Here is a 17,431-nt window from a genome sequence, read left to right on the forward strand (position 1 = left end):
CGCCCGATGCCCGCGTCGTACGCCCGCATCGGCAAGGAGCCGCCCGCGGCGGAGGCCGGGCGCTCCCACCCGCCCCGGCGCCGGCAGGAGAGCGCGACAGCAGGGCAGCGCCCGGGGCTGCTCAGCCCGCCAGAGGGCCAGAGCCAGCGGGGAGCAGGTCAGCCGACGAAGAACGAGACGCCAACGCTGAAGAACGGATAGCCGATCCGCATCGTGAGCGACATGTTGTCGTTGAAGTGGTAGCGGCCGCCGACCATGCCGACGAAGTCGAGCCACACGTCGCGATAGAACCCGTCGGTCCGGAGGGTAGCGCCGAGATCGGCGAACGCGCTCCACTGATCGGTGAAGAAGAAGTTCCACTGCATCGTCACCGGACTCCAGATGGTGAAGTCGCGGCGGCAGTACCTGCAGTTGGTGAAATCCAGCCCGAACGAGATGGCGACAGTGTTGTTGAGCTTCGGGATGAACGCCGGATCGGCGAGCTCGATGCTCGCCCTGAAGCCGAGACCGAACTCGGGGTCGCCGAAGTCGTCGTAGTACCTGGGCCCGTACCGCCGCAGGCCGTAGTCGCGGTGCATGAAGACGAAATCCCCGTGCGGCTCGAGCTCGGCGAAGTAACGAGGATGGTCGTTCGGATTCTTGATGTTCGCCTGCGCTTCGGGCGCGAGCGTGAGGAGGGTGGCGCCGGCAAGAGCGACGCTCACGAGCGAGGGCAGCGCTTTCATGAGCTCTTCGTACCAAAGGAAGGGCAGCGACGGAAGCAAACGGGCACGTGTCGGCCGCATGACGGCCGCCGCTGGAAGGCGATGTCGCACCTCGCGCCGCGCTCGGCGCGGGCCGTGCGCGAGCGCGGGCCCTGGCCGAGGCGCGGGCTCGCCTGGCTGAAGCGCGCGTTTTGGGGTAAGCCCGGGTTAACAGAGCCGGGCGCCGCACGTGCGGCGTGCCTCGGATGGGCGGCCTTTCCCCGGAGCGTCGAGATGAGAGGATCGAACCGCGTCATCCAGCTGACCCGAGGCTGCGCGCGCATCGGCGGCGTGCTCGTCGCGCTCGCCGCGCTCGCCTGCAGCGCCACGATCCAGGTCGCGGGGCCGCCGTCCGAGGAGGCGGCGCCCCCGCCCGGGCAGGCGAAGAAGCCGCCCGCGCCAGCGAAGGCTCCCGGGGCGCCGGAGTCGCCGGCGCCCGCGGCGGTCGAGCCGTTCGTGGCCACGAGGGACTCCGACGAGTGGGTGCGCCAGACGATGAAAGTGCAGGCGCGGTACGAGCGCGTCCTCGTCGTCGGCGCGCCGGCCCCCGCCACGATCCGCGTGGCCGCGCTCGATCTGAACGCGCGCGGCGCCGCGGCCGAGCCGCGGGAGCTCCCCGTCACGCGCGCGTTCGCGACGCTCCAGGAGGCCGCGGACGCGGCGCGCGGCGGCGATCTCGTCGCCGTGTTGCCCGGGACGTACGCGGGGTTCTCGGTCGGCGACAAGCCGAGCGCCGGCCAGGAGCGGTACATCCATTTCAAGGCGATGGGGAGCCCGGGCGAGGTCGTGATCGACCGGGCGTGCGCCGCCGACCCGAACTGGATGATTTACCTGAAGGCGGCGCACCACGTCGTGATCGAGGGCTTCCACCTCGCCGGCAGCAGCGCGCCTGGCAAGCAGAGCGCGGCCGCGCCGAGGGCGGGGATCATGATCGACGGCGCCTTCGGCGAGACCAGCAGGCTCGCGCACCACATCGCCGTCGTCGGCAACTTGGCTCATCACCATCGGACGTGGGGGCTTCACTCCACCGACAGCCACACGGTCCTCCTGCAGGACAACCTGTTCGCCTTCTCGGCGGGCGAGCACGGAGCCTACATCTCCGACGGCTCGGACAACTACGTGGTTCGTCGCAACGTGTTCTTCGGCAACAGCGCGAGCGGGTTCCAGGCGAACCTCGATCCGGAGGCCTCGCTCGACGCGGTGCTGGAGCACCCGTCGTTCCGGGATTATCCGCGGAGAGAGCCGACCCGCGCCTGGGCCGCGGAGCTGATGAAGCGCGCGACGGAGCGGTTCGGCGAGCACGGGTTCCCGGACGGCCGCGGCGTGAACTTCATCATCGAGCAGAACGTCATCAACGGCAACGGGCGCATCGGCGGCGGGGCGATCAACCTCGCGGGGGTGTCGGACTCGGTCATCCAGAACAACCTCATCTACGGCAACCTCGCCAGCGGGATCGCGCAGTGGGACAACGGGAACCCGTTCGACCGGGCCTATGTGGAGCCCGGCCCGCGCGCCCCGGAGCAGGTGAGCGGGCCTGACGCGCTGCCGCTCTGGGGCTGCCGCAACAACCTGATCCGCAACAACACCGTGGTGGTGAGCGCGAGGGGCCGGGCCGCGCTCCAGTGCGGCAATGGGAGCTGGGGTTGCCGGCTGCGGAACAACGTCCTCGTGAGCGACGCCTCGCCGTCGATCGAGGTGCTGAGCACGAGCATTTACCGGTTCGACGCGGGCCACAACGTGGTGACCCAGGTGAGCTACGGCGGAATGCCGGAGGGGCTGAAGCGCCTCGCGGCCGCGCTTCCGGAGACGAGGGCGATCACGGGCATCACGCGCGCGCGGTTCGCGGCGGAGGTGGTGCGCGCCGGCGAGGAGCCGTGGGTGCTCTTCGAGGGGGGCTGGTGGAAGCTCAACCCGAGCCGCCCGGATTTCAGGCCGAAGCGGTCGTCGAAGATGCTGGTCGGGCAGGGCGACGCGCGCGAGGTGCCCGCGCGGGATCTGCTCGGCGTGGAGCGCAAGGGCGCGGAGCTCGGGGCCCTGTCGCCGGGGCCCGGCTGAGGGGGCGGCGGCGAGGGAGTCGAGGGCTACCGGCGGCGAGGGCTCGTCGAGCACGGCGTGTGGGCCGGGCCGGGGGGCGCGCCGGGGGTGGCCGCGACGCGGAGGGCGACGTCGGGGCCGGCTCCGGGTGGGCGACGGCGTCGCCGGGAGCTGGTCGCGGGGATGCGCGTGCCCGCGCATGGGCTCCTCGGCGAAAAATCTTGCCGGGGGAATGAAGCAGGCGAACGATCCCGCGCCGTTGGGGCAATTACGTGGAACACCCGCGGCATGCCCAAGGAGAACGGCGATGCGCAGCAGGACTTCTTCTTTGGTGTTCATCTTCTGTCTCGCGGCGGGCGCCGCGTTCGCAGCGTGCTCGGGCGAGACGACGGAGGACCCCGGCGGCGACGGGGGCAGCGGAGCGAGCGGCAGCGCGGGAACGACGAGCAGCACGACGGGGGCGAGCACGACAGGGGCGAGCACCAGCTCGACGGCCGCGACGTCGAGCGGAGCTGGCGGGGACGGCGAGGGCGGCAGCGACGGCGGCGCCACCGTGTGCGATCAGGCCTGCGACAAGGCCGACGAGTGCGGCTCAGCCATCTGCGAGCAATACGCCATAGACTGCTCTAACCCACAGTATGAGTGCGTTGCGCAATGCGTTCTCGACGCGGAAGAATGTGACGATCTCGCCACCACCAACCTGGGGTTCGTCGCGTGTGTCAGCGCATGTGCGGGTGAGCAGGGCGCTGGCGGCGGCAACAACGGTTCAGACTGCCGCGCGTGTGCGCTCACAAGCGGCTGCTTGACCAGCTGCCTAGGCAATCCCGGTTGCCAAGAATGGCTTGCATGTACCCAGGGGTGCTTCATGGACGACCCTCAGCCCGAGTGCTTCAGGCGCTGCGACACGGCTGCCGCTGCCGACGGTGAAGAGGAGGTGGTGGCGCTCTACCGCGCTGCCTATGAGTGCACCTGCACGAGCTGTGCGGACACGTGCGAAGCTGTCGCAGACCCATGCAGCCCATGAATTGAGCGGCACAGGGCGATCGCCCTCGCCATCTGAGGCCGCGAGACACCGGAGCACTCTCGGGCGCCTCACGGCTTGAAGCTCGCGACGAAGATATCCACGTCGCCCTGTGGGGTCATCGCTCCGGCACCGAAATCAATCTTTCCCCTCGCAGTGCCGGCAATCAGCAGCTCACCGCGACTGCCGAGCGCGCTCGCGATCGCGCTTGTGCCGTCCTCCCCCATCAAACCGAAGGTCCTAGTCCAGAGAGGTTCACCTTCGAGCCCAACCTTCATGAGCACCAAATCTCTCTCGGATTTCGCGCGAAGCAGTTCGCCGCCCAACTCCACAGCGCCGACCAGGCCACCGACGATCACCACATCACTCGCGGACTCGGCCAAGATTCCCCCAACACTCAGGCCCGTATCGAAGACTCGGCCCCACTCGTAAACGTTAGAGGTCGTATATTTCAGCAAGGCCCCCGCACGTTGATTTGCCACGACCTCACCACCGCCAAAATCAACCGTCCCTTGGAACCCTACCGCGATAGCCGGACCGCCCAGTCTATCTACAGCGATGGACCACAGCGACTCGTCGTCGGTGCCTCCCACAACCCTCGCCCAGCTCACGAGGCCACGGCTCGTGAGCTTCATCAGGAATACATCGGTACCACCGGCGGACGCGTGGGAGAGGTCACCCAGAACCAGCTCGTCATAAAAGATCCCCGCCAGGATGATATTGCCAGCTGCATCGACGATCACGCTTTGGACAATCTGCGCATCTTCACCGCCCCACACACGAACCCAGCCGCTCTCTGGGTCGACGGAACCGTCAGAAGATCGCAACCTGGCGACAAACATATCCTCCCGATCGGTCTCGTTGGAAATGACGTGCTCGTCATCGAATCGGATCGTCCCACAGAAGTCCCCCACGAGCACCACGTCCCCATCTAGAAGGAACTTCATCCCCCTCACGGCGCTCGGCACGAGCCCGCAGATCTTTCCGCCCAGCGGTTTCCGCCACAGCAACCGCCCATCCGGGTCGTACTTGTGCAGCACCATGTTCATCGCGGCCAGCTGACTTTCGAGCTCCAAGCTCGTGACCATGACTTCGCCCTTGGAATTAACCGCGAGCGCGTACACGGTATCTCCTTTTACGTCGCCCACCTGCCGACTCCAGACGTACTCCCCAGAAGCAGAGAATTTGGCCAGGAACGCGTCGTTACCTCCGGCAGCGATGAGCACATCGTCTCCGAACGACATCGCTCCCGTGAACTTGCCACCAACATAAACATTGCCCGCTGAGTCAGTAGCGACGCCGGTCACGTTCTCCTCCTCGGCCCCGCCGATGAGCCTCGCCCACCTGACGCAGTCCTTCCCGTCGCAGTCCTCGTCGTCCGTGCTCGCGCACGTCTCCACCGCCGGCGTCACCTCGCCCTCGCACGCCTCGTACCCGGAGCCGTCCTGCTTGCACGCCTGCGTCCCGGCCTCGCAGATCCCGATGCCCTTCGTCCCGGGGGGGCCGGAGTAGCACTTGGCCACGCTCTCAGGCTCACACGTGGAGCCTCCGCCTGTCCCCGTCGCCGTCGTGCCGCCGGCAGGCGCGGCGTCCTCGAAGTCGTCTAGACCAAGGACGAGCCCACAGCCGGATACGGCCATGATGCCGATACCAGTGAGCCATCGGAGCGACGTGCGCATTCTCATGCGTGCCATCGTAGTGCGAAACACGCGGGGCGTCAGCCCCAACGCTTCTCGCGGGCCGTTGCGTCGAGACGAGACCATCGCTCCGCCGATCGAGCGCGACAGGCTCCTTGACTTCGACGCTTCGCTCCTACCCTCAGCGTGATCTCAGTTACGACGCGAGCCCACCGGAGCGACGCCGCCGCGCGGGCGGGCAAGATGGAAGGGCGCACCGCAATCTCACGCCGCCGCGCGGAGCGCGTGTACACTCCGCCCCGTGCCGTCTGAGCCGCCCCGCGATCGCCTCCGTGCTCGCCTGTCGAAGAGATCCTCGCTGCCCCAACGCCGCCCGTCACGCCCCGCAGGTTCAGCCTTGCTCGTCGCCCTCGTATGGCTCACCGCGTGCACCGCTCCGAACGACGGCGGCACCAGCCCGGCGAAGAAGGCAGACGCCCCCGGCGCCTTCCCGATGACGCCCGCTGCCGAGGCGACGGCTCCCCCCGCCGGCGAGGCGACGGCTCCCGCCGCGGCTTCCGCGCTCACGGCGCCGGCATCTGCCGGCAGCGCGCACGACGGCACGGCCTTCCTGGGCGGGTCAGCCCCCGGTCCCGCGCCGACCACTATCACCCCGAGCGCCTCCCTCGCAGAAGCGCCCCCGCTCGGCTCGACCGCCGTCCCGCCGTCCACCCACCCCGCGCCGTCCCCGGGCCCCTGCCCCGACGACATGGTCCTCGTCAGCGGCTTCTGCATCGATCGCTACGAGGCGCACCTGGTCACCGACGCCGGCGGCGAGCTCGCCGTCCACCCGCACTTCAAGCGCCCCGAGCCGGGCGTCCGGTACCTCGCCCGCAGCGCAGCCGGCGTCTTTCCGCAGGCGTACATCAGCCGCGTCGAGGCCAAGGCCGCCTGCGTCGCCGCCGGCAAGCGCCTCTGCACGCGGCGGGAATGGCAGCGCGCCTGCCGCGGCAACGGCACCCACCGCTACCCCTACGGCCCGCGCGGTGAGCGCGGGCGGTGCAACACCGGCAAACCCCACCTCCTGCGGGAGGTCTTCGGCGAGCACCCCCCGGGCGGGTGGAGCTACGAGCGACACTTCAACAGCCCCGACCTCGACCAGAAACCAGGCTTCCTGGCGAGGAGCGGCGAGCACGCCGGCTGCGCCAGCGAGCTCGGCGTCCACGACATGATCGGGAATCTGCACGAGTGGGTCGGCGACATGGTCGATGGCGAGCTCGTGATTCGGATGAGCACCGAAGGCGTCGAGCGCCGCGACCAGCCCTGGCACGAGGGCAACGGCGTGTTCATGGGCGGATTCTTCAGCACGACAACCGAGCTCGGCCCCGGCTGCTACTTCACCACCATCGCCCACGAGCCGACGTATCACGACTACTCCACGGGATTCCGCTGCTGCGACGGCGCCGACCTGCCCACCGCTCCCAGGGCGACCGACGCGAGCCAGCGAGACGGCGGCTGACGGCGCGGCCAGCCGCGGCGCGACGCGAGCCAGAGGCGGCGGCTGACGGCGCGGCCGGCCGCGCCGCGACGCGAGCCAGAGGCGGCGGCTGACCGCACGGCCGGCCGCGACGCGCAGCTCGGAGCCGGTTTCCCGGCGCCTGGAAGCCCCGGCGACATCCCCTGCGGCGCCGATCCCGGCGACCCCGCGCCGTGGGACGGCCGCTGCGTGCTCATCGCGGGCGGCCGTCTCGGAGATCGCCGTCGATTCGTGCCCACGCCAGGAACAGGGCACCGCCCTCAGCTGTCCTCTGCTCTCGATGACCACGGGCGCAGCGACGACCACGGAAGACGCTCGCGCGATCCCAGGGCTTCGCCCCCGCTACGGCCGGTATGCCGCGGCCGCCGCGGCGCTGCTCCTGTCCGGCCTCGCGGCCCTCGGAGCCTGCGTCAGCCAACCCCTCGTGGCGGCGCTCCCGCCGCCCGCTCCGGCGCTCTCCGCGGACCCCGCTCACGTGGAGCGCGACGTTCGGATGCTCGTGGAAGAGTTCCGCCCGCGGGGCCACCGGCAGATCGCGCAGCTGGACCGCGCCGCGGCGTACTTGCGCGACGAGCTCAGGGCCGCTGGCGGGCGCGTGACCGAGCAGCTCTACGATGTAGAGGGACGGACGTACCGCAACGTGCTCGCCCGGTTCGGCCCGGACTCGTCGGAGCGCGTCGTGGTCGGCGCCCACTACGATGCGGCGAACGACCTGCCCGGCGCCGACGACAACGCGAGCGGCGTGGCAGGGCTGCTCGAGCTGGGGCGATTGCTCGGCCAGGCGCCGCTCCGAGGCGACGTCGAGCTCGTGGCGTTCACGCTGGAGGAGCCGCCCTATTTCCGCTCTGCGGAGATGGGCAGCGCCCATCACGCAGGCGCGATGCGAGCGGCAGGCGTGAAGGTCCGGGCGATGATCAGCCTGGAGATGATCGGGTATTTCACCGACGAGGACGACAGCCAGGCGTTCCCGCTGGCGCCGCTCGCGATGCTCTATCCCACGAAGGGCAACTTCGTGGCCGTGGTCGGCAACCTGGAGGGGCTCTCGCTCGTTCGCACCGTCAAAGGGGCGATGCGCGGCGCGACCGATCTGCCCGCGTATTCCCTAAGCGCTCCGGCGCTCGTTCAAGGCGTGGACTGGTCCGACCATCGGAGCTACTGGGAAGCGGGATATCCGGCGGTCATGATCACGGACACGGCCTTTCTGCGCAACCGGCGGTACCACACCGACAAGGACACGCCGGACACGCTCGATTACGCGCGCGCAGCAAAGGTCGTCACCGGCGTGGCCCAGGCCGTCGTCGCGCTCGCAAACGAGTGAGCGCTTCCTCGTTATCGCGCCTCACGCCGCGAACATCCGATCGAGCACCGCCCTCGGCGCGCCGCCCTTCAGGATCGTCTCGAGCGCCTCGAACACCCCTCCATCCACCTTCCGCGCCTTCGCGAACGCCACGACGCGCGGGATCAGCGGGATGGCCTCCACCCGCAGCCTGGCCTCCGCGACCGCCTCGTCGAGCGTCCGGCCGCGCGCGAGCGCCTTGCCGAGCACCACCTCGGGGCGGCCCTCGAGCCGGATCGAGGCGAGCAGGTCGCCGTAGCCGCCGAGCCCCAGCATCGTCCGATCCTCCGCGCCCGCCGCGACGGCGACGCGGGCCGCGCTGTCGACCGCCCTCGAGATGAGCGCGGCGAGCAACCCAGGCCCCGCGCCCGCCTGCTCGGCGAAGCCGACGCCGATGGCGAGGCAGCCGACCAGCGCCGACGCCCACTCCAGGCCCCGGAGATCCGGCGTGGTGTAGACGCGGAGCGCCTCGGACTGGAACGCCGCCGTCACCGCGGCGTGGACCTCCGGGAAGCGCGAGCCGCACACCATGGCCGAGGGGCGGCCCTCCCGGAGCTCGTCCTCCTGCACCGGGCCGCCCAGCGCGCCCACCCGGCGCGCCGGGGTCTCCTCGCGCACCAGATCCGAGACGGTCTTCAGCGCCTCGCCCTCGAGGCCGCGCACGCCGTGGATCACGAGGTGCGAGCCGTCGATGTGATCGCCGAGCGCGCGCAGCGCCGTCCGGGCCGCGTTCGACGGCACCGCGATCACGAGCAGCCGCGCCCGGGCGACCTCCGCGTGGTCCCGCACGATCCGCGGGCCGTCCTTGAGGATCTGCGGCTGCTCGCGGCGCGAGTACAGGAGGACCTCCGCCCCGGTGCGGCTGGCCGCGAGCGCCAGCGCGACGCCCCAGAATCCGCCGCCGATGACCCCCACCGAGGGCACCGCATGCGCGCTCGCCCCGGCGCTCACTGGCCACCCCCGGCGCCGTTCATCGAGCCCACATGCGCGTCCGCCGCGCCCGCGCGGGGCGAGGACGACGAGGCCGGCGAGGACGACCCCCGCTGCTCCTCCGGCGCCCGCTGCTCCTCTGGAAACGGCGGCGACGAGGCCGGCGCGAGCGGCGGGAGCGGCGGCTGGATCTGCAGGCCGGAAGGGACGCCTGGCGGCGCGATGACGTCCCACGCCACCCCGTGGGCGGCGAGGCGGTTCTGGTAGTAGAAGAGCAGGTTCGTGTCGCAGAGCGCGATGCCGTCGGGCCGCGAGTCGAGCACCGGCGACGAGTGGTAGCCCGCGAAGGCGCGCATCGCGCGCTCGACGATGTCACCGCCCGAGCCGAGCCGGACGTCCTCCCCCAGCACGATGCACCCCCGCTGCTCGAGCTCGCGCAGCCGATCGCAGAGGGCCACCACGTCGGCCGCGAGGTCGTCGCGCGGCACCGTGACCACGTCGCGCTGCCGGAGCACCGTGAAGAGATCCGCGGCGGGCGAATGGCTGCGGAGCCGGGCGAAGCTCGCCGCCGCGACGACGTGCGTCGCCATCACGACCGTGTCGCGCGCGTACGCCCGGCAGATCTCGTCGCCGAGCTCGCGGGCGTACTGGGTGTCGCGCGCCGCGTCGATGACCGCCCTGCCGCCCTGATCCCTCACGTAGCTCGCCGGATCGACCTCACGACCGCGGGCGTCGAACGAGCGGCCCAGCTCGTCGACGCGGTTGCCGAACGGATCGAGCGGCTCCGAGAAGCGGATGACCACCGCGGCGTTCATCGCGAGGAGCTTGCGAAGGAACGAGGCGATCCGGCCGATGCGGCTCGACTCGTCGTCCTCGATGATGAAGCGGCCCTTGCCGGCCTCGGAGAGGAAATCGGCGATCAGCGTCTCGGCCTCGAGCGTGATGAGGTAGTTGATCGTGGCCGGGACGAAGAAGATGCGGCGCTCTCGGCCGTTGATCAGCGTCCGCGTGTAGGCCTCGAACGCGCTGCCGACGAGGCCCAGCTTGAGCCTCCGCTCCACGCCGCCCGAGCGCGACCGCGTGCCCCCGGGGAAGAACAGCGAGTGGTAGCCGCGCTCCAGCAGCACGCCCGAGTACGTCTTCAGCACGTCCTTGTAGAGGTTGTGCCGGATGCGCCGGTCGACGCGGTAGGCGCCGAGGTTGTGCATGAAGAACGAGAGGACCGGGTTCGTGAACAGGTTCTTGCCGGCGCCGTACGTGGCGGGCGGCAGGCCGGCGCGCTCGAGGGCATAGCCGAACACGATCGAGTCCATGTTCGACAGGTGGGTCGGGACGTAGACGGCCGTGCCGCGCTGCACGAGCGACCGCAGCTTCGCGAGCGGGCCCTCCACGAGCACCCGGTCGGCCAGGAGCTCGAGGCTGACCAGCTTGCGCGGGTCGCGGACCACGGTCATGAGCTTCCGCGGCGCGAGCAGCGCGCTCACGACCGGCGGCAGCAGCCGCGAGGACAGCTGGTAGACGCGCGGGTCGAAGTTCCCCGCGATGTCCCACGCGTACTCCTCCGCGAGCTCCGTCAGGCGGCGGCGGCGCTCCGCGTCGTGCATGCGGCCGAGCGAGCGGGCGAGGCGATGCCACTCGGCGAGCTCGCGGACGTCGTGCGGATTCCGGGAGCCCTCGAGCCGCTTCGCCTCCTGATACGCCGCCTCGTTCATCGCGAGCAGCGGATCCCTCGTGGCGCCGATGACCCGATCGACCACGGTGCGCACGATCTCGTCGCGCGCGTCGTTGAACCCGAAGATGGGAGCGCGGGAGTCCATGGGCCTAGTCGTATAGAAATCGGAGGGCGGCGGCGAGCGGAATACGGCCGCGCGCGACGCCGGAAGTCAGCGGTAATCGTCCTTCGCGCGACGCACGGCGGCGAACACGTCGGACGGCGTGGCCCCCGGGAAGCGGGCCTGCAAACGCGGCTCGCCGCAGCGCAGGAACGGGTTCGTCGCGAGCTCGTCGGCGATGGTGCTCCCGACCGTGGGCTCGCCCCGCTCCCGCGCCGCGCGGGCAGCCGCGAGCTTCTCGCGGACAGCCTCGTTCTCGGGCTCGACCGTCTCGGCGAAACGGAGGTTGTTCACGGTGTACTCATGACCGCAGAAGACGCGCGTGTGCGCCGGGAGCGCGGCGAGCTTGGAGAGCGAGGCGTGCATCCCCTCCGGCGTCCCCTCGAACATGCGACCACAGCCGGCGATGAAGAGCGTGTCTCCGGTGAACACGACGTCCTCGACACAATACGAGACGGCGCCGAGCGTGTGCCCGGGGACGTGGAGCGGCTGGAGCGTGAGGCCGGCGACCCGGACCGGCGTGCCCTCCTCGACCCGTTCCGTCTGCGCGGGAACACGCCCGACGTCGCTCGAGTGCGCGTAGACCGGGAGCTCGCCGTAGCGCTCGCGGAGCGCCTCGTTGCCACCGACGTGATCGTGGTGGTGGTGCGTGTTGACGATGGCGACCAGACTGAGCTTCTCGCGCTCGAGCGCCGCGATGATCGGCTGGGCCTCCGAGGGGTCGATGACGATCGCCTCGCGCCGCCCGTCCGCGGCCACGAGGTAGGCGTAGTTGTCGCTGAGGCAGGGCACGGGGAGGATGCGCATGAGGCGTCGACTATAGCGGCGGCCCCGGCGGGAGCCGGGGAAAAGGTGGGCGCGGCGCCGCGGCTCACGCATGAGCTCGAGAAAGCTTGAGAATTTTGCGACCGAACCGGCAAGTGGTCCCGAGCAGGACGGCGGGTGGCGTGCCGGAGATGCGCGCGGTGACGCGAGCGCCATGGTGTGGCAGAGGGGCCGTGATGACGTCCGCCGCCCCCGCCGTCCGCTACCGCATCGGCGTCGATGAGAACGGCCTCGGCCCGAGGCTCGGTCCGATGGTGGTGACGGCGGTCCTGTCGCGCGTCACGGAGGCGGGCTGGCAGGTCGCCGGCCGCGCCCCTCGCGGCGCCCTCGCGCAGCGGCTCGGCGACTCGAAGCAGCTCGTGGCGCACGGGGACGTCTCGCTCGGCGAGGCCTGGGCTCGCGCGCTCGTCGCGCGCGGCTGCGGCCGCGCGGGGGCGGCCAGCGGCGCGCCCTCGGTCGACGAGCTGCTCCACGCCGTCGCGCTCGACGATCGCGCCGCGCTGCGCGCGCTCTGCCCGGGCCACGTCGAGGAGCAGTGCTGGTCTGCGGAGGGCGAGGCGTTCACCGCGCCCGACGAGCTGCTGCGCGCGATCGGCAAGGACCTCGACAAGCTCGCGGAGAAGGGGGTCGAGATCGTCGCCGTGCGCTCGGTGCTGCTCTGCGCGAAGCGGATGAACGACGGGGCGCGCGCCGGGAAGAACAGGTTCGTGCTCGATCTCCACGCGATGGAGCGCCTCATCCTGGAGCTCGGCGGCCTCGCCGGCGCGGAGGTCTCCGCGGTGTGCGGCAAGGTCGGCGGCTTCGGCAAGTACGGGTCCGCATTCGGCCCGCTCGCCGGGAGGATGCACCTCGTGCTCGAGGAGGGCCGCGCCCGCAGCGCCTACCGCTTCCCCGGCCTCGGCGAGATCGCGTTCGTCCGCGATAGCGACGCCTCGGATCTGTGCGTCGCGATGGCGTCGATGGTGGGCAAATACGTCCGCGAGGCGCTGATGGCGCGGGTCGCGCGCCATTACCAGCGCGCGATCCCGGGCCTGCACGGGGCGAGCGGCTACTACGATCCGGTCACCTCGGCGTTCATCGGGGCGACCCGCCTCGTCCGCCGCGCGCGCGAGATCCCTGCGGAGTGCTTCGACCGAGGCGACGCCGGAGGCGATGCCTCGCTCGAGAGCGGCGGCCCGTAGCGCCGAGGCCGGCGCTGCGCGAGGGCCGCGCGCGCCGCGCTCGCCGAGCGAAACCAGGGGCGCCGCGCGGCGTAGGACGGGTAGGTGCGCTACCCTCGACAGGCCAGGTGGATCATGAAACGGCTCCGCGCTGCTGGTCTTCTCTTCGCGCTCGTCCTCGTCGCGTGCGCCGCCGTGTTCGCGTGCTTTCGCGCGGGCGGTGCGGAGAGGGCGAGCAAGGTGATTCCGGGGTCCAAGGAGGCTGTGACGATGTCGGACAGAAGCTATCGCAAACCGTCGGATGAGGAGCTGCGAAAGCGGCTCACGCCGCTCGCGTACGAGGTCACCCAGCGCGACGCGACCGAGCCGCCGTTCCGCAACGCCTTCTGGGACAACCACGAGGTGGGCCTCTATGTGGATGCCGCGAGCGGCGAGCCGCTCTTCTCGTCGCTCGACAAGTTCGACTCGGGCACCGGCTGGCCGAGCTTCACGCGGCCCGTCGAGCCGGCGCGGGTCGTGGAGCGCTCGGACAGGGCATACGGGATGGTCCGAACGGAGGTGCGCTCCAAGGACGGCGACTCGCACCTAGGGCACGTCTTCGAGGACGGGCCCGCGCCCGGCGGGCTGCGCTACTGCATCAACTCCGCGTCGCTCCGGTTCATCCCGCTGGATCGCCTCGAGGCGGAGGGCTACGGCGCCTACCGGGCGCTGTTCGAGGGCCGCGGCGGCGCGCCTCCGGAGCAGGCGAGCGCGAACGCCTGCGCCGTGCCGGCGCCGGGGGAGGCGCCTGGGTGCAAGACGACGCTGGAGACGGCCGTCCTGGCGGGCGGCTGCTTCTGGGGGATGGAAGAGATCCTCCGGCAGATCCCCGGTGTCCTCGAGACGGAGGTCGGTTATGCCGGCGGCCGGACGAAGGCGCCGACCTATGAAGACGTGAAGACCGGAGCGACGGGTCACGCCGAGTCGGTGCGCATCACCTTCGATCCCGCGAAGCTGTCCTATGCCGAGCTGCTGGAGAAGTGGTTCTTCCGCATGCACGATCCGACGACGCGGAACCGCCAGGGCAACGACGTCGGGACGCAGTACCGCTCAGCGATCTTCGTCACGACGCCCGAGCAGCGGCGCATCGCCGAGGAGGTGAAGGCGCGCGTGGACAAGAGCGGCAAGTGGCGCGCGCCGCTCGTCACCGAGATCGTGGAGGCGGGGCCGTTCACGCGCGCCGAGGAGTACCACCAGAAGTACCTGGAGAAGTACCCGGCCGGGTATACGTGCCATTTCATGCGCGACTGACGTAGAGCGCCACCCCGTCAAGAATCAGCGAAAAATCGAGAGCTTGCGAGAAGGCCGAGAAACGCGCGCCTCCGCGAGCTCTCTGCTGTCTTCGAGGTTTCGAGCCTTCCGGTGCGCGACAGCGGCTTCCGCCCACCTCTCTACACAGAGAGCAGAGCGGCGGTCTCCCGCACAGGAGACGGGCCCAGATCGGCGTTTTCGGCGCGCAAGCGCACTCCGGTGCGCTGAGCACCGAAAACGCCGAGGTGGGCCCGTATCCGAAGCGGGTGACCGTCGCTCTAGCGGTTGGCGATGTGGATGGCTGCGCCCATGGCGTGGGCGGCGGCTTCCATCAGCGACTCGCCGAGGGTCGGGTGGGGGTGGATCGTGAGCGAGAGATCCTCGAGGAAGGCCGCCATCTCGAGCGAGAGCGACGCCTCGCTGATCATGGTGCTGGCCTCCGGGCCGACGATGTGGACGCCGAGCACCTGCTTCGTCTTCTTGTCGGCGACGATCTTCACGAAGCCCTCGGTCTCGTTCATGGCCATGGCCTTGCCGAGCACCGAGAACGGGAACTTGCCGATGCTGACCTCGAGGCCCTTCGCCTTGGCCTCCGCCTCGGTGAGCCCCACCGTGGCGATCTCCGGATCGGTGAAGATCGCGCCCGGGATCGCGACCCAGTCCTTCTCGGCCTTGTGGCCCGCGATCACCTCGGCGGCGATCTCGCCCTCCTTCGTCGCCTTGTGCGCGAGCAGGGGCGGCCCGCTGACGTCGCCGATGGCGTAGATCGACGGCACGTTGGTGCGGCAGAACTTGTCCGTCGGGACGAACCCGCGCTGATCGACCGTCACGCCGACCTTCTCGAGGCCGAGCCCCTTGCTGCTCGGCCGCATGCCGACGGCGACGAGCACCGTGTCGACGACGATCGTCTGCTCCTTGCCTTCGGCCTGGATCTTCACCCCGACCGAGCCGTCCTTCTGCTTCTCGTACCCGAGCGCCTTGGCGTTCTTGTGGATCGTGCCGCCGCGCTTCAGGATCTTGCGCTCGACGATCTTTGTGCAGTCGGGGTCGACGCCCGTGAGCAGCTCCGGCAGCGCCTCGACGACGATGAGCTCGGCGCCGAACGCCTGGTAGACCATCCCGAGCTCGAGGCCGATGACGCCGCCGCCGATCACCATCAGCCGCTTCGGGACGCGGCGCAGGCTGACCGCCTCCTTCGCGCCGATGATGGTGTCGCCGTCGAACTTGAACGTCGGGATCTCGATCGTCGTCGAGCCCGTCGCGATGACGATCGCCTTTGTCGCCTCGAACTGCTCCACCGAGCCGTCCGCCCGCGTCACGTCCACGCGCTTCGGCCCGACGACCGTGGCGGTGCCGTTCACCACGTCGGCGCCGTTGCCCTTGAGCAGCGACCCGACGCCGCCGGTGAGCTTCTTGACGATGCCTTCCTTCCAGTCCTGCATCTTGTTGGCGTCGAGCTCGACGCCGCTGACCTTGATGCCCATCGCAGCGCCGGCCTGGGACTTCTCGTAGAGATGCGCGGCGGAGATCAGCGCCTTGGAGGGGATACACCCCCAGTTGAGGCAGACGCCGCCGACGTTCTCCTTCTCGATGCAGAGCACCTTCTGCTTGAGCTGAGCGAGCCGGATGGCGCAGGGGTAACCGCCGGGGCCGGCTCCGATCACGATTGCGTCGTAGGTCTTCATCCTTGTCCTTTTGTGCGCTTCGGAGACTGGAACTAGGGGCGCCGGGGTTGGTCAGGCAAGCCCCTCGCCGACAGCCCTGAGGCCGCGCCCGCAACCGCGAGCCGTCCCTGGGTGCCCGGGGCTTACACGACCTCGCAGCGAGGGGAAATCCCTCCCCGTGGTCAGCGCCCGCCGTCGTGCGTCGGCGCTTTCGGGGAGCGCAGGAGCTCTGCGCGCTGGTCGCGAAGGTGCCAGGGCAGCTCCGCGTAGACGTCGTCGAACAGCGTCTCACGGGCAGGCGGGGCCATCCCCTCGACCTCGGCGACGGCGGCCGCGATCTCGGCGTTGAGCTCCGCCTCGAGGGAGGCCTCCGACGCGTCGTCGACGAGCCCTCGGCCGGCGAGGTGGCGCCCGAGGCGCAGCAGCGGATCGCGCTGTGTCCAGCGATCGACCTCCTCCTGGGACCGGTAGCGGCTCGGGTCGTCGCTCGAGGAGTGCGCGCCGACGCGGTACGTGAGCGCCTCGATGAAGCTGGGGCCGCCGCCGGCACGGGCCCGCGCGACCGCCTCGGAGACGGCGCGGTAGACGGCGATGACGTCGTTGCCGTCGACCCGCACGGACGGGACGCCGTAGGCCCGCCCCTTGATGGCGATCGTCCTCGAGGCCGTCTGCCGGTCCGTCGGCACGCTGATGGCCCAGTGGTTGTTCTGGCAGATCATGACGCACGGCGCCTTGAAGACCGCGGCGAAGTTCATCGCGCTGTGGAAGTCGGGCTCGCTCGTCGCTCCGTCACCCATGAACCCCACCACCACCGTGCTCTCGCGCCGCAGCTTCGCGGCCCACGCGGCGCCGACCGCGTGGGAGATCTGCGGGCCGATGCAGCTCGACCACGACACCTGGTTCACCTGCCGCCCGCTCATGTGCGACGGCATCTGGCGCCCCTTGAGGAGGTCGCCCGAGTTGCCGAACACCTGGGCCACATAGGCGCGGAGCGGGAAGCCGCGCACCAGCATCATCACGCTCTCGCGCAGCGCGGGGAAGATCCAGTCCGTGGGCTCGACCGCGAGCGCCGTGGCGATCGGCGTCGCCTCCTGGCCGGTGCACGCGCCGTAGAAGCCGACCCGCCCCTGCCGCTGGAGCAGGAGCATGCGCGCGTCGAGCAGCCTGAGGCGCTTGATCTCGCGGTACGCGCGCAGCAGCAGCGCGTCGCTCAGGCCGGGATCGGTCGCGGGATCCAGCGATCCGTCGTCGCGGAGGACGCTGAGCAAGCCCTCGTCGCCCCCCTCCCCTGGTCGGGACGTGGGCGCGTGAGGTGGAGGGGCGTCGGCGGCGGACCTCGTGGAGGCGCCGGACGGCGTGGCTTCCAGCTCGCTCATGGCCGGACCATACCGCGAAATGACGGCGCCCGCGGCCCCTTCGGCCCGCGGCGACGCCCGTCCCGCG

12 protein-coding genes are annotated in these 17,431 nt (G+C 70.5%); 5 read left to right on the top strand and 7 right to left on the bottom strand.

Annotated features, from left to right (window positions below; translation table 11 throughout):
* Nucleotides 1-158: 158 nt before the first annotated feature.
* Nucleotides 159-725, bottom strand: a complete 567-nt coding sequence (locus tag WME90_RS41635) for a hypothetical protein (RefSeq protein WP_437277644.1) — start codon at nt 723-725, stop codon at nt 159-161.
* Between the two features lie 252 nt (nt 726-977).
* On the opposite strand from WME90_RS41635, the gene WME90_RS41640 reads away from it, so the two are divergent.
* Complete coding sequence (locus tag WME90_RS41640; RefSeq protein ID WP_437277645.1) at nt 978-2,798, top strand: right-handed parallel beta-helix repeat-containing protein; 1,821 nt, start codon at nt 978-980, stop codon at nt 2,796-2,798.
* A gap of 1,071 nt (nt 2,799-3,869) precedes the next feature.
* On the opposite strand, the gene WME90_RS41645 is transcribed toward WME90_RS41640, so the two are convergent.
* Nucleotides 3,870-5,483: an SBBP repeat-containing protein gene (locus tag WME90_RS41645; RefSeq protein ID WP_437277646.1), complete on the bottom strand. Its 1,614-nt coding sequence runs from the start codon at nt 5,481-5,483 to the stop codon at nt 3,870-3,872.
* A gap of 349 nt (nt 5,484-5,832) precedes the next feature.
* Here WME90_RS41645 and WME90_RS41650 point away from each other — a divergent pair, with 349 nt between their 5' ends.
* Entirely contained in the window at nt 5,833-6,933 is a 1,101-nt protein-coding gene (locus tag WME90_RS41650) for a formylglycine-generating enzyme family protein (RefSeq protein ID WP_437277647.1), read from the top strand.
* A 298-nt stretch (nt 6,934-7,231) separates the two neighbouring features.
* Nucleotides 7,232-8,269, top strand: coding sequence for a M28 family peptidase (locus tag WME90_RS41655; RefSeq protein ID WP_437277648.1), 1,038 nt, complete (start codon nt 7,232-7,234; stop codon nt 8,267-8,269).
* Nucleotides 8,270-8,290: 21 nt separating this feature from the next.
* Here WME90_RS41655 and WME90_RS41660 read toward each other — a convergent pair whose 3' ends face one another.
* From WME90_RS41660 to gloB, 3 genes are all read right to left on the bottom strand, one after another.
* On the bottom strand, nt 8,291-9,211 hold the full coding sequence (locus tag WME90_RS41660) for an NAD(P)-binding domain-containing protein (protein WP_437277649.1): 921 nt from the start codon (nt 9,209-9,211) through the stop codon (nt 8,291-8,293).
* Between the two features lie 23 nt (nt 9,212-9,234).
* Nucleotides 9,235-11,034, bottom strand: a complete 1,800-nt coding sequence (locus WME90_RS41665; protein ID WP_437277650.1) for a 1-acyl-sn-glycerol-3-phosphate acyltransferase — start codon at nt 11,032-11,034, stop codon at nt 9,235-9,237.
* 66 nt (nt 11,035-11,100) lie between these two features.
* Nucleotides 11,101-11,856, bottom strand: coding sequence for a hydroxyacylglutathione hydrolase (gene gloB / locus WME90_RS41670; protein ID WP_437277651.1), 756 nt, complete (start codon nt 11,854-11,856; stop codon nt 11,101-11,103).
* A gap of 194 nt (nt 11,857-12,050) precedes the next feature.
* Here gloB and WME90_RS41675 point away from each other — a divergent pair, with 194 nt between their 5' ends.
* Nucleotides 12,051-13,055: a hypothetical protein gene (locus WME90_RS41675; protein ID WP_437277652.1), complete on the top strand. Its 1,005-nt coding sequence runs from the start codon at nt 12,051-12,053 to the stop codon at nt 13,053-13,055.
* A 114-nt stretch (nt 13,056-13,169) separates the two neighbouring features.
* Nucleotides 13,170-14,324: a bifunctional methionine sulfoxide reductase B/A protein gene (locus tag WME90_RS41680; protein ID WP_437277653.1), complete on the top strand. Its 1,155-nt coding sequence runs from the start codon at nt 13,170-13,172 to the stop codon at nt 14,322-14,324.
* A 278-nt stretch (nt 14,325-14,602) separates the two neighbouring features.
* On the opposite strand, the gene lpdA is transcribed toward WME90_RS41680, so the two are convergent.
* Nucleotides 14,603-16,009, bottom strand: a complete 1,407-nt coding sequence (gene lpdA, locus WME90_RS41685) for a dihydrolipoyl dehydrogenase (protein WP_437277654.1) — start codon at nt 16,007-16,009, stop codon at nt 14,603-14,605.
* A gap of 161 nt (nt 16,010-16,170) precedes the next feature.
* Nucleotides 16,171-17,364, bottom strand: a complete 1,194-nt coding sequence (locus WME90_RS41690) for a thiamine pyrophosphate-dependent dehydrogenase E1 component subunit alpha (RefSeq protein ID WP_437277655.1) — start codon at nt 17,362-17,364, stop codon at nt 16,171-16,173.
* Between the last annotated feature and the right edge of the window lie 67 nt (nt 17,365-17,431).

This window comes from Sorangium sp. So ce375, from assembly GCF_051473855.1.
Classification (GTDB): Bacteria; Myxococcota_A; Polyangia; order Polyangiales; family Polyangiaceae; genus Sorangium.